The sequence below is a fragment of the Streptomyces sp. NPDC031132 genome (genome assembly GCF_055570595.1).
Genome location: NZ_JBVIGX010000015.1, coordinates 67,717 through 83,903 on the forward strand (window position 1 = coordinate 67,717; position 16,187 = coordinate 83,903).

The 16,187-nt window shown below is 73.3% G+C and carries 13 protein-coding genes and 1 pseudogene; 7 read left to right on the forward strand and 7 right to left on the reverse strand.

Translation table 11 applies throughout. The features are described from left to right. Positions 1–245: 245 nt before the first annotated feature. The 3 genes from ACZ49B_RS22980 to ACZ49B_RS22990 all read right to left on the reverse strand — a co-directional run bounded on the left by ACZ49B_RS22980 (position 246) and on the right by ACZ49B_RS22990 (position 3,937). Positions 246–1,166, reverse strand: coding sequence for a SigB/SigF/SigG family RNA polymerase sigma factor (locus ACZ49B_RS22980; protein ID WP_468308835.1), 921 nt, complete (start codon positions 1,164–1,166; stop codon positions 246–248). Between the two features lie 199 nt (positions 1,167–1,365). Further along, positions 1,366–2,160 carry a GntR family transcriptional regulator gene (locus ACZ49B_RS22985; protein ID WP_468308838.1) on the reverse strand — a complete coding sequence of 265 codons (795 nt, stop codon included), beginning with the start codon at positions 2,158–2,160 and terminating at the stop codon, positions 1,366–1,368. A 193-nt stretch (positions 2,161–2,353) separates the two neighbouring features. Then, positions 2,354–3,937, reverse strand: coding sequence for an IucA/IucC family protein (locus tag ACZ49B_RS22990; RefSeq protein WP_468308841.1), 1,584 nt, complete (start codon positions 3,935–3,937; stop codon positions 2,354–2,356). Between the two features lie 111 nt (positions 3,938–4,048). Between ACZ49B_RS22990 and ACZ49B_RS22995 the strand changes: the two genes are divergently transcribed. Then, positions 4,049–5,614 (forward strand): IucA/IucC family protein, encoded by a 1,566-nt coding sequence (locus ACZ49B_RS22995; RefSeq protein ID WP_468308844.1) that lies wholly within the window; start codon positions 4,049–4,051, stop codon positions 5,612–5,614. 11 nt (positions 5,615–5,625) lie between these two features. Continuing rightward, the gene (locus tag ACZ49B_RS23000; RefSeq protein WP_468308845.1) at positions 5,626–6,321 is read left to right on the forward strand and encodes a class I SAM-dependent DNA methyltransferase; all 696 of its coding nucleotides are present in this window, start codon (positions 5,626–5,628) and stop codon (positions 6,319–6,321) included. 245 nt (positions 6,322–6,566) lie between these two features. On the opposite strand, the gene ACZ49B_RS23005 is transcribed toward ACZ49B_RS23000, so the two are convergent. Beyond that, complete coding sequence (locus tag ACZ49B_RS23005; protein WP_468308847.1) at positions 6,567–7,229, reverse strand: response regulator; 663 nt, start codon at positions 7,227–7,229, stop codon at positions 6,567–6,569. Then, positions 7,204–8,376 (reverse strand): sensor histidine kinase, encoded by a 1,173-nt coding sequence (locus ACZ49B_RS23010; protein WP_468308850.1) that lies wholly within the window; start codon positions 8,374–8,376, stop codon positions 7,204–7,206. Before ACZ49B_RS23010 ends, ACZ49B_RS23005 begins: the two co-directional genes overlap by 26 nt. Positions 8,377–8,551: 175 nt before the next feature. Here ACZ49B_RS23010 and ACZ49B_RS23015 point away from each other — a divergent pair, with 175 nt between their 5' ends. The 3 genes and pseudogenes from ACZ49B_RS23015 to ACZ49B_RS23025 all read left to right on the forward strand — a co-directional run. Next, positions 8,552–10,813: an MMPL family transporter gene (locus ACZ49B_RS23015; RefSeq protein WP_468308853.1), complete on the forward strand. Its 2,262-nt coding sequence runs from the start codon at positions 8,552–8,554 to the stop codon at positions 10,811–10,813. A 186-nt stretch (positions 10,814–10,999) separates the two neighbouring features. Then, on the forward strand, positions 11,000–11,458 hold the full coding sequence (locus tag ACZ49B_RS23020; protein ID WP_468308855.1) for a GNAT family N-acetyltransferase: 459 nt from the start codon (positions 11,000–11,002) through the stop codon (positions 11,456–11,458). Positions 11,459–11,465: 7 nt separating this feature from the next. Beyond that, positions 11,466–11,652, forward strand: a pseudogene (locus ACZ49B_RS23025) (IS5/IS1182 family transposase); the annotation flags it as partial. A gap of 223 nt (positions 11,653–11,875) precedes the next feature. Here ACZ49B_RS23025 and ACZ49B_RS23030 read toward each other — a convergent pair. Continuing rightward, positions 11,876–13,018, reverse strand: coding sequence for a hypothetical protein (locus ACZ49B_RS23030; RefSeq protein ID WP_468308857.1), 1,143 nt, complete (start codon positions 13,016–13,018; stop codon positions 11,876–11,878). Between the two features lie 269 nt (positions 13,019–13,287). On the opposite strand from ACZ49B_RS23030, the gene ACZ49B_RS23035 reads away from it, so the two are divergent. Continuing rightward, the gene (locus ACZ49B_RS23035) at positions 13,288–14,808 is read left to right on the forward strand and encodes an FAD-binding oxidoreductase (RefSeq protein ID WP_468308859.1); all 1,521 of its coding nucleotides are present in this window, start codon (positions 13,288–13,290) and stop codon (positions 14,806–14,808) included. Between the two features lie 57 nt (positions 14,809–14,865). Beyond that, entirely contained in the window at positions 14,866–15,786 is a 921-nt protein-coding gene (locus ACZ49B_RS23040) for a S1 family peptidase (protein ID WP_468308862.1), read from the forward strand. Here ACZ49B_RS23040 and ACZ49B_RS23045 read toward each other — a convergent pair. Further along, on the reverse strand, positions 15,740–16,135 hold the full coding sequence (locus tag ACZ49B_RS23045; RefSeq protein WP_468308865.1) for a hypothetical protein: 396 nt from the start codon (positions 16,133–16,135) through the stop codon (positions 15,740–15,742). The two genes, ACZ49B_RS23040 and ACZ49B_RS23045, sit on opposite strands and share 47 nt — an antisense overlap. Positions 16,136–16,187 lie beyond the last annotated feature (52 nt).

Genomic DNA, 16,187 nt, shown 5'->3' on the forward strand with positions numbered 1-16,187 from the left:
GCGGAAGGGGCGCCGCCGGTTTTCTTTCAAAACACTTTGGAGGCTTTTTTGGCTTGAAGTGGGAACACACACCCCTCGCGGGTCGCACCGGAACGGCCCGCCCCCGGCCGGTGGGCCGGCCGCAGCCGTGGAGCGGTACGGGATCCGCCCGTCCCCGCGCCGGCCGTGTGACGGCCGGCGGAAGGGTCCGCTCCGGATCCGCGGGTGCCCAGGGCGTTTCGGGGTAAACGCCGAGGTGACCCACCTCACGCCGGGTCGGGGTCCTCCAGCATGGAGGCGCGCAGGTGCGCGAGGAGGCGGGTCAGCAGGCGCGAGACCTGCATCTGCGAGATGCCGAGCGCGGCGCCCATCTGCGCCTGGGTCAGCTCCTCGCCGAAGCGCATCTGCAGCATGCGGCGCTCCCGGTCGGTGAGCTGTTCGAGCAGCGGCGCGAGGGTCTGGATGTCCTCGACGCGCTCCAGGGCCGGTTCCTCCTCGCCCATGACGTCGGCGAGGGTGTGACCGTCGGCCGAGCCGTCGCCGCGCTCCGCGTGCGCGGTGTGCGGGGCGTCCAGGGAGCCGCTGGTGTGGCCGTTGGCGGCGACGAGACCCTCTATGACCTCCTCCTCCGAGAGGCCGAGGTGGTCGGCGAGGTCCGCGACGGTGGGCGAGCGGTCGAGCGTGGTGGTCAGCTGCTCCTTCGCCTTGGCGATGTCGATGCGCAGCTCCTGGAGCCGGCGCGGGACGCGGACGGCCCAGGACGTGTCACGGAAGTGGCGCTTGATCTCACCTGTGATGTACGGCATGGCGAGGGTCGCGAACTCGTTCTCGCGGGCCGGGTCGAACCGGTCGATCGCCTTGATCAGGCCGATGGTGCCGACCTGGACGATGTCCTCGATGTCGCCTCCGTCACCCCGGCCGCGGAAGCGGCGGACGGCGTACTGGACGAGTGAGGCGTTCATCTCTATGAGCGCGTTGCGGACGTACTGGTGCTCCGGGGTGCCCTCGGACAGTTCGTGCAGCCGCCGGAAGAACACCCTCGAGAGCTCCCTCGCATCGGCGGGGGCAACCTCCCTTGGCTCCTCGATCCGCGGCAGGTCCGCGATCCGGGCGGCCTGAATGCCGCGGCGCGGACGGGGGACGACTGTGACGGTTTCGGAAGTGGAGGACGGGGCAGGGGCGGGCATGGGGTTCGCTCCTTGGGCTTGTCGGCTTGCGGCGCGGGACCTTGACTGCCGTAGATGGTGGTCTCTTTCAGCTTATACGTCAAGAATTGCCGGAAATGAAGCCGTCCGCTTACTCGCGCGCGCACGCGAGGCGCATCCGCGTGCGCGCGCGGCCGGCGGGTCGGATTCCAGGGCCCTGCGCCTCTGGGGCGGTCCGGTTTCAGGTGATGCGGAACCCGGTCACCGCACGGTCCCGGTGGAAGGTCAGCCGGTCCCAGGTGGGGAAGGCGAGGTCGGTGACGGCGAGCAGCCGGCCGGTGCCGTCGTGCAGGGTGCGGCGTACGGTCAGGCCGCAGCCCGCGGCGGCGGCCGGCGGGTGGCTGCTGCGGGTCATGGTGAGGGTCTCGGCGACGCGGCCCCGCTCGGCGGCCCGCTCGAGCCACCGGTGCAGCGGTTCGAGGTCCTCGTCGCGGGCGCCCGAGCGGTCGCGGTAGCGGGCCAGTTCGGGACTCTCGGCGATCACGCGCGGGCAGAGGTACGTGACGGCGTGCCGGAGCGCCTCCCCCGACGGGCCGCGCTCGCGGCGGTGGTGGACCAGGGTGCGCTCCCCACCGCTCATGCCGAGCAGCGCGGCGAGCGAGGGCGGCACGGTGACCAGGGTGAGCCAGCTCTGGGCGGGCGCGACAGCGGGCGATGCGGGCACGGGCACGACGGCAGGGGCGGCACTTGGTACGGCGGCCGGGGCGAGCACCGTGCGGCGTGGGGCCGCCGGGGCCTCAACGGTCGAACGGGTGCCGCGGCGTTCGGTGACGACGAGGCCGTCGTCGCGCAGGTGCTGGAGCGCTGCCCGGACGGTCTGTCGGTTCACCTGGTAGCGGGCGGCCAGGGTGCGTTCGGAGGGCAGTCTGCCGCCGGGGGTCGCGGCGCACTCGAGCTCGCGCCGCAGCGCTGCGGCGATCCGCTGATACTTGGGCATGGCGGCGGCCGGGCCGCCGCCCCGCGAAGGGGAGGGCATGGCTTCTCCTCTGACGGGTGGTCAAGGACTGCGCGGTCTGCCCGACCAACCTAGCATTGGTCTATACCTTTCGGTGAGAGGGACTCCGGGAACCCGGCCCACCTTGGCCGGATCCCGACGGCCCGACACCCCTGGGGCCTGTCTTTCGGATCATGCCGGGCTCGTGGGGCCGGCCTGATCCAAAAGACAGGCCCTAGCCGCGCAGCGGGTTCGGGAGCGGGATGTAGCGCGCGTCCGCGCCGTCGGCGCGGGTCCAGCGCAGCAGCAGGTTCGTCTTGGCCGGGAGGGACGGGGCCGAGAGCAGCTCCGCGATCTCGGGAAGGCCGCGTTCGGCGTCGTAGCGCAGGAACTCCTCGCGCACCGCCGGCCACACCGCGGCGGCCGCGCCCGGGTGCTGCTCGGCGAGGGCCCCCGCGACCTCGGTCAGGTGGTTGACCACCAGGCAGTAGACCAGCCGCTGCCACGCGGCTTCGCGCTCCACGTCCGCCAGCAGCTTCACCCCCTCCGCGTCCCGGAACAGGGCCTGCACCGGCACGCCCTGGGCGTCGACCGCGACGAGGGTGTTCTGCAGGTGCGCCTCCAGTACGACGCCGTGCCGGGCGAACAAGTCGAGCACGGGCGGCACGACATGGCGCAGATACGCCCGCCACCAGCCGGCCGGATCGCTCGTCGCGGCCAGCGGGCTGCCGGCGAATCCCTCGGCGAGCGCGGCGGACGCCAACGGCGTGGCCCCCGGTTCCACTTGCGCGTGCAGGCCGTCGCGCACCAGGACCGCGAGTTCCTCGAAGGCGAAGGACGCGGTCCGGTAGCCGCGGTCGGCGAGCCAGACCGCGTTCGATCCGGAGCTGCGCAGCTCGGCGAAACCGGCCTCGACCGCGGCGTCCGTACGCCGCAGTTTCAGCAGGTCGTGCCGCCACAGCCGGCGCACGTCGTTGGTGATCCGGACGTCGAGGCTGAACTTCACGAAGAGGTCCCGCTCCCCGTTCCCCCCGCCGGGTACGTACAACGTCCGGATCGAGGCGGTCGGCCAGGCCGGGAGCCGCCCCGGGCCGAGCCGCAGCAGCCGCCCGTCGGCGAAGGCCTCGCGTACCGCGGCCGAGCAGCCGACCAGGTCCAGCTGCCACGGATGCGCGGGCAGCAGCCGGTACCCGGCCGGCGGGCGCGGGCCGTCGAGCAGCCCGGCCAGCGAGTCGATCGCACCGGCCGCGGCCGGCCCGCCCTCCTCGGCCACCTGGTCCTCGCGCAGCCCCAGGAAGACCAGCGGGAACCGGGCGTACGCCTCCGGCGCGTACGGCAGCCAGCTCGCGGCGGGCGCGCCGCCCCGGGCCTTGGGGGCCGGGTGGTACGGGTGTCCCATGACGAGGGACTGCTCGGAGAGCACGTACGGGTCCTGCGGGAGCGCGGCCGCGGCGCGGGCGGCCAGCAGCGCGGCGACGGCCTCGCGGCTGTCGGCGATCTCGACCGGGAGCTCGTCGTTCGCCGCGCCCGTGTACCGGTGCAGCTCGTCGGCGGTCAGTTTGACCAGCTCGGTGTGGTTGAGCGGATGCCAGCCGTCCGCCGTGCGCAGTTCGGGGCGTACCGGCCGGCGCCCGCCCCGCACCCGCAGCAGCCGCCCGCTGCCGCGCAGCCGGTGTACGTGCCCGGAGCGGGCATGCTCCTTCGTGGCTGTGAACTCCTCGGCGGGATCGGCCGCTTCCCGCAGCAGGCAGTTCAGCAGGGGGGTGCCGGCGTACGCGTCGGCAGCGGTGTTGAGGTCCACGGATTCCATTCGGTCCATCCAATGCGCCGGGAGTTCGCGGGGCGTACCCCCGGCCGTGATCTTCAGTATCCGCGATGATGAAGTGATCATCACGTCACCCGTGAGAGGAACAGGGCCCTGGACCCCAGCATGAACCTTCCCGCCTCCCCTGCCGAAGAGGCCGTGTCCGCGGAACTGGCCGAGGTGCGCCCCGCGCTCGGTTCCGCCTACGACGCCGCGCTCGGCGGCGCCCGGGCCGCCGTACTGACCCGGCTGTGGCGGGCGCTGGCCTTCGAACCGCTGCCGTGGGTGGAACGCCGGGAACGCGGGCCCGGCGGGCTGACGCTCCTGCTGTCCGGGGGCAGACGGCTGGAGGGGCCGCTCCCGGACCCGTACGCGACCGACCCGTACGTGTCCGAGGTGCTGCTCGACGGCACCCCGTACCGGCAGGCAGGGCAGCTGGTGGCGGCGCTGCGGGTGCCGCACGCAGACCCCTTCGCCGCCGAGCTGGACGACAGCACGGCCTCGCTCGCGCTGTCCCGGGCCGGACAGCCGGCCGCGGAGGAAGGGGTCCCGCAGGCCGGCTGGGCGTGGGAGCAGCGGGTGGTCGACGGGCATCCGTACCACCCCAACTGCCGCTCCCGCCCCGGATTCACGGTGGCCGAGCAACTGGCGTACGCGCCGGAGCACCGGCCGGTGGTCGAGCTCGGGCTGGCCGCCGTACGGGCCGAGGAATGCCTGGTCACGGGCGCCTGGCCGGCCGAGCTGCGGGAGGGCGGCCGGCTCCTGCTGCCGGTGCACCCGTGGCAGGCGGAACACGTCCTGAAACAGACGGGCCGGGGGGCGGGGGCGCTGCGCCCCGGCTTCGCGGCGCATCCTCTGATGGCCCTGCGCACCCTCGCTCCCGTGGCGGGCGGTGCACACGTGAAGACGGCGCTGAGCACCCGGCTGACCTCCTCCGTACGGGACATCTCGGAGTACTCCATCGAGACGGCGGCCGCGGTGTCCGCGTTCGCGCAGGCCCTGTCGGAGCGGCTCGACGGGAGGCTGCACATCACCCGGACCCTGGGCGCGGCGACCGCGCACAGCCCGGACCTGGCCGCGGTGCTGCGCGAGCCGCCCGAGGTGTACGCGGACGCCGCGGCGGGCGAGTGGGTCGCGCCGGTGGCGGCCCTGGCCCTGTCGCCGTTCGCGCGCTCGGCGTCCTGGCGGGCCGAGTTCGCCCGGCTCGCGCTGTCGGTGTGCCTGCGGGTGCTGGACCTGGGGGTGGCGCTGGAGGCACACGGCCAGAACCTCCTCGTCGTCCTGTCCCCGGCCGGGGCCCCGCTGCGGCTGGTGTACCGCGATCTCGCCGACATCCGGATCAGCCCGGACCGGCTCGTCCGGCACGGGCTGCCGGTGCCTCCGCTGTCGGGCCGGCTGATCACCGACGACGTGACCCTGCTGCGGCGCAAACTGTTCGGTTCCCTGCTGACCGGGACCCTGGGGGCCACGACGGGCTCCACGGCGGCCTTCGGCGAGGCGCTGGCCGAGGCAGCCGGCCTCCCGGCCACCGCCGACACCGACGCCCTGCTGACCGCGCCGCTGCCGACCAAGGCCCTGACGCTGATGCGGCTGAGCCCCGGAATCCCGGGCGACCAGTGGGCGGAGCTGGACAATCCGCTGGCCGGCGCCGACCGGCGGGGGCGGCGGGGGCGGCGGGGGCGGCGGGGCTAGTGTCACAGGGCATGAAGGAGACCTCGGACCTGAACTCCGTGCGGGCGTCCTACGACGCCGTCGCCGTCGACTACGCCCGGCTCCTCGGCTCGGAGCTGGCCGGGAAGCCGCTGGACCGGGCCATGCTGGCGGCCTTCGCCGAGTGCGTGCGCGGCGAGGAGGGCGGCGGGGCCCGGGCGGTCGCGGACCTGGGCTGCGGTCCGGGGCGCGTGACGGCCCATCTGGACGGGCTCGGCGTACGGACGTTCGGCGTGGACCTCTCCCCGGCGATGGTGGCGGTGGCCCGGCGCACGTATCCGGGTCTGCGCTTCGAGGTGGGCTCGATGGCGGCGCTGGACGTCGCGGACGGGGTGCTCGGCGGGGTCCTGGCGTGGTACTCGACGGTGCACACCCCGCCGGGGGAACTGCCCTCGCTGTTCGCGGAGTTCGCCCGGGTGCTCGCGCCGGGCGGTCATCTGCTGATCGCGTTCAAGGCGGGTGACGAGAAGATCCGGCTGGAGCACGCGTACGGGCACCCCGTCGAGCTGGACGTGTACCGGACCCCGCCGGAGCTGATCGCCGGCCTGCTCGCCGGGGCGGGCCTGCAGGAGGTGGCCCGCCTGGTCCGGCAGCCCGCGGGCCAGGAGAAATCCCCCCAGGGCTTCCTCCTGGCCCGCAAGCAGGGCCGGGCCGCCTCTTCCGGATCTTGCCTGACCCGCGCCGACTAGGGCGCGTACCGAGTCGTGGTCATCGGGTGGTCCTGGTGAGGTCTTTGATCCAGATCATCGAGGCGTGCAGGTGGAGACTGGCGAGGTAGCTGTCGGGAGTCTTGTCGTACCGGGTGTCTCACCGGCCCGGTTGCGGCCTCCTGGTACGTCACGCTCTGGGACGGGTGCGGCGCGTGGAGCCGACGTGAGCCGACCGGTGCATGATGTCCGGGCGGGGACTCATGGGACATGGCCCGGCACCCGGCTCAGGTTCCGGGGAGGATACGGCGCGTTTCGTAGGCCCACATCGCGATCTCGACCCGGTTGCGGGCGCCGAGTTTGGCCATCAGGCTGGCCAGATGCGTCTTCACCGTGCTGAGGCTGATGTGCAGTGCATCGGCGATCTCGGTGTTGGTCAGCCCGCCGGCGACGGCGAGGAGCACCTGCTCCTCGCGGGCGGTGACGGGGGAGACCGGCTGGGCCACGGGCCGGCCGGCGGGCAGGTCCGCGAACGCCTGGAGCAGACGGACGGTGACGCTGGGCGCAATGAGCGCCTCACCACCGGACGCCGACCGTACGGCCTGGGCCAGAAGGTCCGGTCCCGTGTCCTTGAGGAGGAATCCGCGGGCGCCGGCACGCAGCGCGCCGTAGACGTACTCGTCGAGGTCGAACGTGGTGATGACGACCACGGCCAGCGGATCGGCGACGCCCGGGCCGGCGACCAGCCGGGTGGCCTCGAGCCCGTCGAGTACGGGCATGCGGATGTCGAACAGACAGACGTCGGGGCGCAGTTCGCGGGCCAGACGCACCGCCTCCCGCCCGTCGGCGGCCTCGCCGACCACCTCGATGCCGGGCTGGGCGTTCAGTATGATCCGCAACCCGGTGCGAATGATCGTCTGGTCGTCAGCGACGAGGACCCGAATGGACACCGCTCTCGCTCCTCGCTCTCGGCAGTTCGGCGTCGACATGCCAGCCCCGGTCGGTACCCGGGCCGGCTCGTAGTGTGCCGCCGAGCAGCGTCGCGCGCTCGCGCAATCCGGTAAGTCCGTATCCGTCGCGACCCCGGCCGGTGCGCCGGCCGTTGTCGCGCACGCTCACCCGCACCGTGTGCCGTTCCGCGGCGACCCGGACGACGACCTCGGTCGCGTCGACCGCATGGCGCAGCGCGTTGGTCACCGACTCCTGCACGATCCGGTAGACGGCCGCGTCCACGGCCGGGGGCAGCGCGTCCAGCTCGCCGTCGAGCCCCAGGTCGACCCTGAGGCGACCACCCGGGGTGCGCACCAGGCGCTCCAGATCCGCGACTCCGGCAGGGGGCGCCAGCTCGGCGCCGGCCCCGCGGTCGCGCAGTGCGGCGACCATGGCGCGCATTTCCTCCAGTGTGCGCGCCCCTTCCTCCTCGACCCCCTCCAGCGCCTCGACGGCGGCGGACGGGTCGGTGCCCGCGAGCACCCGGCCCGCCTGGGCGATGATCACCATGGCCGACACGTGGTGGGCCACCGTGTCGTGCAGTTCCCGGGCGAGCTGCTCGCGCTCGCGGGAGCGCACCTGCTCCAACTGCCGCTCGCGAGCGGTCACCCGGAACCGCACCGCAGCCCCGACCACGCCGGGCAGCAGCCCGAAGACGAAGCCCACGACCATTTCGACGACCGAGGTCTCGGCCGTGACGGCACACAGCGCGCACGCCGCGACGATCACCGCGCCGCCCAGCACGATCTCCCGTCCCGATCCCCACCGGGGCAGCGCGTACACCAGCACGAGCACGACCGCCGCGGTGGACAGGCCCACGGGCCCGCGCGGTGCGGCGACGAGCGAGGCCACCTGAAGCAGGATCACCGAGCCGAACGCCAGCGTGGCCATCGCCAGCGGGCGGGTCCGGCGCCACAGGGGCAGCAGGCACAGCCATACGGCGAACACCGTCGCCACCGGACGCCACACGACGTTCTCGCGCAGGGTGGCCTCCAGCACCACACCGGCAAGGCCCGCGGCGAGCAGCGCCCAATCCCGCCGCACCCGGGCGGGCGCGTCGGGCGGCCGGGGTTCGGTCCACAGGGTTCGCAAGTCGTTTCGGAGCACGGTTCCCAGCCTAGGGACCGCGGCGTGCCGCGCATCGGCCGAAAGGACGGGTCGTCACTCCGCCCCGGGGCCGACGAATCCGCGGCCCGCGGGCCGATGCCGCGGAGCGCCGTGGCGACGAACCTCGGCATCGTCGGCCGTACAAGGACGGCCGAGGACGTGGTTGGAGGACCCGATGCTCTCGAAAGCCCTGTTGCGCCTGGGCGCAGGCGCCGCCCGCCATCCCTGGCGGGTGATCGCGGCATGGCTGATCGCCGCCACGCTCGTCGTCCTCGCCGCCGTCGCCTTCGGCGGGCGGACCGCGGACTCGATGACCGCTCCGGGACTGGACTCCCGACGGGCCGCGGAACTGATCGAGCGGGCAGGCACCGGCCAGGAGGGGATGACCGCCCAAGTGGTCGTCACCCCCCTCGACGACGGTGCGACGTTCTTCGACCACGATGGCGCGCGCACCGCTCTCACGCGGCTGCAGACCGAGGTGAAGCGGCTGCCGCACGTGCTCGGCACGAGCGACCCGGCGGGGGCGCTCGACGCGGGCGGGGACACCGCCGTGCGCGGCGGCCTCGTCTCGGCCGACGGGCGGATCGCGGTCGTCCGGGTGCAGTACCCCGACCAGAGCCGGCTGTCGGCCGAAGACCTCGACGCCCTCGTCGATCTCGGCGACCGGCTGCGTGCCGAACTGCCCCTGCGCATCGAGATGGGCGGGAACCTCTTCTACGCGTTCTCCGACCCCGACGGCGGCGCGAGCGAGCTGATCGGCCTCCTCGCCGCGGCCGCGATCCTGTTCCTGGCGTTCGGTTCGCTCGTCGCCGCCGCGCTGCCGATCGGCATGGCCGTCTTCGGGCTGACCGTCGGGGTCGCCACGATGACGGTACTGGCGGGGGTGACGGACGTCCCGACCTTCGCACCGGTCCTGGGCAGCATGGTCGGGCTCGGAGTGGGCATCGACTACGCACTGTTCGTGCTCGCCAGGCACCGGGAGTACCTCGCGCGCGGGCTCGATCCCCGCGAGGCGGCGGGGCGAGCGGTGGCCACGGCGGGGAGGCCCGTGGTCTTCGCCGGCGGCACCGTCGTCGTGTCGATCCTCGGCCTGGCGGTCGCGAACGTGCCGTTCATGACGGTGGGCGGGGTTGCCGTCTCGATCGTCGTCCTGACGATGGTGCTCGCGTCGGTGACGCTGCTGCCGGCCTTCCTCGGCGCGGCGGGCCCCCGCCTGGCCCGGGCCGGCCGGATCGGCCGGGCTCTGCAGACCAGGAAGCCGGGCCGACTCGCACGGCGGCGCGACACGGTGGCGGGCGCCGCTCCCGCCGCCGGTTGGCGTCGCTGGATCGGGCACGTCAGCCGGCACCCGGTGCCGTACGCGGTCGGCGCGGCGGGGCTGCTGCTGACCGCGACGCTGCCCGTGCTCGGCCTGCGCGCCGGCCTGCCCGACGACGGCTCCCTGCCCCACAGCCGTACCGAGCGCCGGGCCTACGACCTCGTCGCCGAGGGGTTCGGCCCGGGCACCAACGGTCCCCTCGTCATCGCCGCGGACCCCACCGGTGATCCGGGAGTGCTCGACCGACTCGTCGGGGCGGTCGCGGCGGATCCGGGCATCGCATCCGTCGCGCCGACGCACATCGACGGGGCCACCGGCATCGCGACCCTCGTGGTGTTCCCGACCACCAGCCCTCAGGACAAGGCCACGGCCGACACCATCGCCCGGCTGCGCACCGACGTGCTGCCCACGGCGATCGGGCACGGTCCGGCCAGGGCCCACGTCGGCGGCGCCGCCGCGAGCCTGTCCGATGTGGGCCAACGCACCAGCCAACGCCTGCCGGTGCTCGTCGCCGCCGTGCTGGCGATGTCGTTCCTGCTGCTGATGCTGGTCTTCCGCTCGGTCCTCGTACCGCTCAAGGCGGTACTGCTGAATCTGCTGAGCATCGGCGCGGCCTACGGCATCATGGTCGCGGTCTTCCAGTGGGGCTGGGGAGGCGCGCTCATCGGGCTGGAAGCGACGGTTCCGATCGTGTCGTTCATCCCGATGTTCCTCTTCGCCATCCTGTTCGGCCTGTCGATGGACTACGAGGTGTTCCTCCTCTCCCGCGTACGCGAGGAGTACCTGCGCACCGGCGACAACGGCACGGCGATCGTCGAGGGCGTCTCGGGCACCGCCCGGATCATCACCTCGGCCGCCCTCATCATGGTGGCGGTCTTCCTGTCCTTCGCCGTCGCCGAGGACCCCTCCACCAAGATGTTCGGGCTCGGCCTGGCCACCGCGATCTTCATCGACGCCACGGTCGTACGCATGGTGCTGGTACCGGCGACCATGACACTCCTCGGCCGGGCCAACTGGTGGCTGCCGAAGTGGCTGGACCGGATGCTCCCCCGCGGCCCGGTGGGCACCGACGCGGAACCCACGGGTGAGGCCCCGCGTCCACGGCTGGTCGACCGTTGACCCAACTCCTGCCCGCCCTTGGCATCCGGCACCTCAGCGCGTCACCTAGGGGCTGTCCCGCAAGGATCTTTGAGTCGACGTCGACTGGTTCGGGTATCCGCCGGCACGACGCTGCCGAGTCCTCGCGACGGAGCTAAGCCCGGTTGACTGTTGACGGGACCCGTAACCTGGAGGTTTGCTGGCCCGATGCCCCGTCTTCGCATTGAGGAGGTGGACGGTGATGCCACGGTCCACGACTGGCAACACGTCCATAATCTCGTCATCCCCACGCACTATCTCTCTGCCGACGAGGTACGCGAGCGGTCCGGTCGCAACGTTCTGGAGGTCGCCTATCAGGGCGACACACTGATCGGCTGCACGACGGTGCGCCCACCCACGAGCGACACTCCGACGGCAACGGTCATCGCCCGTGTCCTTCCCGACCATCGTTGCCAGGGCTTCGGCTCGGAGCTGTATGAGCGTGGACTCGTGCAGGCGAGGGAGCTTGGCGCCGAGGTCATCGAGACGGTGGTGTTGGCCTCCAACAAGGACGGCCTCCGCTTCGCGGAACAGCACGGGTTCGTGGTGAGCGACGAGTATGTGCTGCCGGGTGAGACGATTCCTTGGTTCGATCTCCGACTGAAGGGATCGGTCACAGTGGAATGATCTTGCTGTGGCAGGTGTGATCTCGGTGTCGGAGTCGTCCTGGATAGCCCCGTTCACCGGGTTGAGTCCTCGCCAATTTCAATCAACTGGTGACGGTGCTGCGTCGCGCGGGCGTCGATAGCGCCCGCCGGGGCAGACCCTGGAGCCTGCCGCTGGCAGACAGGACACTGCTGGTCACGACGTACTGGCGCACAATCCGTGATCACGCCCTCGAACTGCCGCCGCAGTCGCTCGGGGTACGGGCCGTACCCGCCGATCGGCAGGTACGGCTCGATGAACTCCCCATCCGGATCCGGCAGTTGCACTCGCGTCACGTAAGACCGTCTATCGGACCGGACCGTGCCACGAAGGCACATCCCGCACATTGATCACGAACTCGATGCGCGCCCGAGCCCGGCCTGATCGGCAAGACACGCCCTAGGACCGGCTGCCCTCCAGCACCTCCAGCCGCTGCTGGGTCAGCCGCAGGAGCCGCGGTTCGAGGCTCGGCAGGGCGCGCAGCAGGCGGACGAGTTCGGGGCCGGCGTCGCGGGCCTCCGCCTGGTCCTTGAGCTGGGTCCAGCAGTACAGGGCTCCCGCCGCGGCCGCGAGGACCTCGGGGGCGTCCGGCGGCTGGTGCTCCAGGCGGGTGCGCCCGGCGTTGATCCACAGCTGGGTCGCCGACCGGTAGTTCCCGGCCATGCGGGCGAGGTCGGCGCGGATCTCCGCCCAGTGGGTGGCCTCGGGCGAGGTGTACCCGTGGGTCTGCAGGACGTGTTGCTCCCAGGCCTGGGCGAGCGTGGCCGCCTCCTGGTGCCGACCGCCGGCGGCGAGGGCGTGGATGTGCGGCCGGGGGTCCGCAAGCGGCTCCGGCTGCAGCTGCTGCTCCTGGGCGGCGGGCCCGCTGAGCTCGCGCGTCGCCGGCAGGACGAGCGTGCCGGGCGGCAGGGCGGCGGCTCCGACGGCGAAGGCGTGCAGCTGGAGGTTGGCGGGGCGGGTGGGGCTGCGGCGCAACTGGTCGATCCAGTGGTGGGTGTACGCGCTCACCCGGTCCACTCCGCCGGCGAAGGCGGGCGGGACGACCACGCCGTACACCTCGGCGGAGGGCGGCGCGGGCAGGCACCCGTACTCCTGGAGCACCGGCCAGGCGGACTTGTCGGCGACGAGGTCGAGCACCACCGTGGTCGGTCCCGCGGACCTGGCCCCGAGCTCCGTGCCCAGCCAGTCCCAAGGCAGGGCCGTGTAGCGGACGGTGGAAGCCGTGGTCCCCGCCAGCGCGAGGTGGAGACGGTGCCCGCGGCGGTCGAGGGTGAGCCGCCCCGACAGGTACACGAGCAAGGGCCCCGGCGTGGCGGCGGCGGTACGCAGCCGCATCAGCACGGTGTTCGGATCCCGGGCCCCGTCGAGGTACGTGGTGTCGGTCGGGATCTGGCTGTTCAGCAGCGCCGACGCGGGCAGCACCCCGAGCGCGGCCAGATTCGCACTGGGCGCGACCTGAACGGCCCGCCGCCGTACGGCGGCGTCGCCCGCTATGAGAAGAACATGCCCCCGCTGCTGCCTGCCGGCTCCGTCGATCTGCATGGGCAGACCGTACTCACCTCACGAGCCCCTCGCAGCCCGGGGTGTCGAAGCGTCCCCATACGGCCGCCGTGAGCTCGATCAATGTCCCCGCGAGCGGGGCCATTTCGCCCCGCTCAAAGCCCTCCGCGCCCACCACCCGCACCCACCCGAACACCGGCACCGGCTCGGCCCCCTTCCGCGCAAGCGGACCTGGGCCGTTCGGGGGGCAGCGTTGCCTTCCCTGGGCCCGCCTTCGCTCCGATCCGGCCGGGCGATGGCAGGAAGGAGGCATGAGCCTCCATCGCCGCCAGTTGCTGGGCAGCGCACCCGCAGCCGTGATGGCCGCCTTCGGCGTCGCGGCGGCACCTGGCCGCGGCCCCGACTGGGCGGCGCTCGCCCGCGGGATCGACGGGCGGGTGGTGTTGCCGGGTGACCGCGACTACCCCGAGGCCCGGCAGCTGTTCCAGCCCCGGTACGACACGGTCGCGCCGGGCGCGGTGGCCTATCCCGCGCACGCCGCCGACGTGGCCGTCTGCCTGGAGTTCGCCCGCCGCTCCGCCGTCCCCGTCGTACCGCGCGGCGGCGGCCACAGCTACGCCGGCTGGTCCACCTGCGCCGGCGGGCTCGTCGTCGACGTCGGCGCCCTGGCCGAGCTCACCGTCGACGGCGCGGAGGGCGTGCGGATCGGCGCCGGAGCCCGGCTCGGCGACGTCAACCGGACCCTCGCCGCGCAGCGCCTCGCCATCCCGACCGGGCTGTGCCCCACCGTCGGGATCGCGGGGCTCACCCTGGGCGGCGGGCTGGGCCTGGCCTCCCGCGCGTACGGGACCACCTCCGACGCCCTCACCGGCGCCACCGTGGTCACCCCCGACGGGCTCGTGCGCGAGGTCGACGCCACCCACGACCCGGGGCTGTTCTGGGCCCTGCGCGGCGGCGGAGGCGGCAACTTCGGCGTGGTCACCGAATTCCGCTTCCGCACGCACCCGGCCACCGACTGCGCGTACGCCGAACTCCACTGGGCCGAAGCCGATTCCGCTTCCGTGCTGCGCGGCTGGCAGCGCTGGCTGGCCGCCCTGCCCGATCCCTTCTGGAGCCAGGTCGAGTTCCTCGTCGAAGGGACTCCGGCCCCGGCCCCCGCCGTACGCGTCCTGTGCTTCGACGGGCGCGCCGAGCTCGACCGGGAGCTGACCCGGCTGTCCGACCTGGTCGGCAGGCCGCTCCGGGACAGCTGGACCACCGTACGCACGTACGAGGAGACGCTGCGGGCCATCTCGGGCTGCGAGGACCGGAGCGCCGCCCAGTGCCATCTGCCCGGCACGCTGCCCGGCCGGACCCCCGAGGGGCGGATCGGCCGGGACTCGTACGGCGGGCGCTCCGACTTCTGGGGCGGCGCCGGGCTGCCGGACGCGGGGGTCGCCGCGGTGCTGGCCGCCGTACGGCGGTACGGGCAGACCGTGCCGGCCGGCGGGCTCGGGGTCGTGCAGTTCAGCGGCGAATGCGGCGGCGCCGTGAACGGTCCGGCGGCGGCCGACACCGCGTTCGTGCACCGCGACAGCGCCTTCCTCACCCAGTACCTCGCCTACTGGCCCGTGTCCGCGACGCCCGCGCAGGTGGCCGGGCACCAGGGCTGGCTCGACGGGCTGTGGCAGGACCTGCGCCCCTGGGCGAGCGGCCGCGCGTACCAGAACTACATCGACCCGAAACTGCCCTCCTGGCGCGAGGCCTACTACGGGCCGAACCGCGCCCGCCTCGAAGAGGTCCGGCGCACCTACGACCCGGACCGGCTGTTCCGCTTCCCGCAGGCCGTCTAGGGGGTGCCGCGCCCTGATCCGGCCTGATCCGTACGACACCCCCCAGAGGAGCTCGACATGCGACGTACGTTGACCGTGGCGGCGGCGACGGCCGCCCTGCTGCTGCCCGCAGGGCCGCTGCCGGTGGCCGAGGCCGGGAGCGCCCGGCCGGCGCCCGGGAGGTGGTCCGCCCGCGAGGCGGAGAACTTCTGGACGGCCGACCGGATGGCGGCCGCGGCCCCCATGAGCCTCGCGTCGGCCGCTCCGGCCAGCGACCCGGGCACCGGGCAGGACTTCGACGGCATCCCGGTCGTGGGCCGGATGTTCGTGATGAAGGGCGGCGGCGCGTACTTCTGCACCGCGAGCGTGGTCGCCTCCCCCGGCCGCAACCTGGTGCTGAGCGCGGCCCACTGCCTGCTCGGCACCGACGCCCGCCAGGTGGCCTTCGTACCGCTGTACACGGCGGACAACCCGCAGCCGTACGGGATGTTCCCGGTGCAGCGCGCCGCCGACGGAAAGTCCAAGGTGTGGATCGACCCGCGCTACAAGAGCCTGGGCGCCGACAAGGGAGCCACCCTCGACGTGGCCTTCGCGCAGGTCGGACCGGATGCGGACGGGTTCCCGGTCGAGGACGTGGTCGGCGGGAACCGCCTGGTCACCGGCGCCGGTTACGAGCACGCGAAGGTGTCCCTGATCGGCTATCCGGCCTCGGCCGCGCGCCCACGGCTGTGCGTGAACCGTACGACCAAGTTCACCAGCAAGGACGCGGGGATCCCCGGATCCTTCCTGCGGATCAACTGCACCGGATACCCCGGAGGGACCAGCGGCGGCCCCTTCCTGAAGAACTACGACAAGGTGACCGAGACCGGGGACGTCGTCGGGGTCATCGGCGGCTGGAAGACCGGCGGGGACACCGCGGACACCTCCTACAGCTCGTACTTCGGCCCGGAGATCAAGAAGTTGTACGAGCAGGCGGTTGCCGGGGCAAAGGCGTCGTGACCACCCGCACCCAGCGGGTGCGCCGCGGGTTCCCCACCGTGCGCGGGGTCGCGGGGAGCCCGTCGGCGGTCAGCCGGTCGGCGGGCGGGAGCCCGAGCTGACGCCGCAGGTCGGCGAGGGCGGCGTGCACCGGCGCCAGGATGACCTCGGCGCGCGGATGGGCGTACGCCAGTGCGTGCGCGGTGGTCTCGATGGTCTCGGCGGCGTCCTCCGCGGCCGTACGGCTCCACCCGCCGGGCTCGGCGGAGCTCCAGGGGGCGACGGCGTCGTAGAGGTGGCAGGCGGCATCGGCCGCGGCGTCGGCCCGTTCACCGACGCCCGGCGCCGCGATGGTCGGCAGCAGCTCCATGCCGGGTCAACGACCGAAGCCCCCGCGGGGAACGACCGGCCGGACGGCGGAT

Excerpts from the sequence above, each read along its gene's own strand:
- ACZ49B_RS22995 (WP_468308844.1), top strand. The coding sequence starts at position 4,049 with ATGAACCTTCCCGCCTCCCCTGCCGAAGAGGCCGTGTCCGCGGAACTG.
- ACZ49B_RS22990 (WP_468308841.1), bottom strand. The coding sequence starts at position 3,937 with ATGGACCGAATGGAATCCGTGGACCTCAACACCGCTGCCGACGCGTAC.
- ACZ49B_RS23045 (WP_468308865.1), bottom strand. The coding sequence starts at position 16,135 with ATGGAGCTGCTGCCGACCATCGCGGCGCCGGGCGTCGGTGAACGGGCC.
- ACZ49B_RS22980 (WP_468308835.1), bottom strand. The coding sequence starts at position 1,166 with ATGCCCGCCCCTGCCCCGTCCTCCACTTCCGAAACCGTCACAGTCGTC.
- ACZ49B_RS23020 (WP_468308855.1), top strand. The coding sequence starts at position 11,000 with ATGCCCCGTCTTCGCATTGAGGAGGTGGACGGTGATGCCACGGTCCAC.
- ACZ49B_RS23035 (WP_468308859.1), top strand. The coding sequence starts at position 13,288 with ATGAGCCTCCATCGCCGCCAGTTGCTGGGCAGCGCACCCGCAGCCGTG.
- ACZ49B_RS23015 (WP_468308853.1), top strand. The coding sequence starts at position 8,552 with ATGCTCTCGAAAGCCCTGTTGCGCCTGGGCGCAGGCGCCGCCCGCCAT.
- ACZ49B_RS23000 (WP_468308845.1), top strand. The coding sequence starts at position 5,626 with ATGAAGGAGACCTCGGACCTGAACTCCGTGCGGGCGTCCTACGACGCC.
- ACZ49B_RS23040 (WP_468308862.1), top strand. The coding sequence starts at position 14,866 with ATGCGACGTACGTTGACCGTGGCGGCGGCGACGGCCGCCCTGCTGCTG.
- ACZ49B_RS22985 (WP_468308838.1), bottom strand. The coding sequence starts at position 2,160 with ATGCCCTCCCCTTCGCGGGGCGGCGGCCCGGCCGCCGCCATGCCCAAG.
- ACZ49B_RS23030 (WP_468308857.1), bottom strand. The coding sequence starts at position 13,018 with ATGCAGATCGACGGAGCCGGCAGGCAGCAGCGGGGGCATGTTCTTCTC.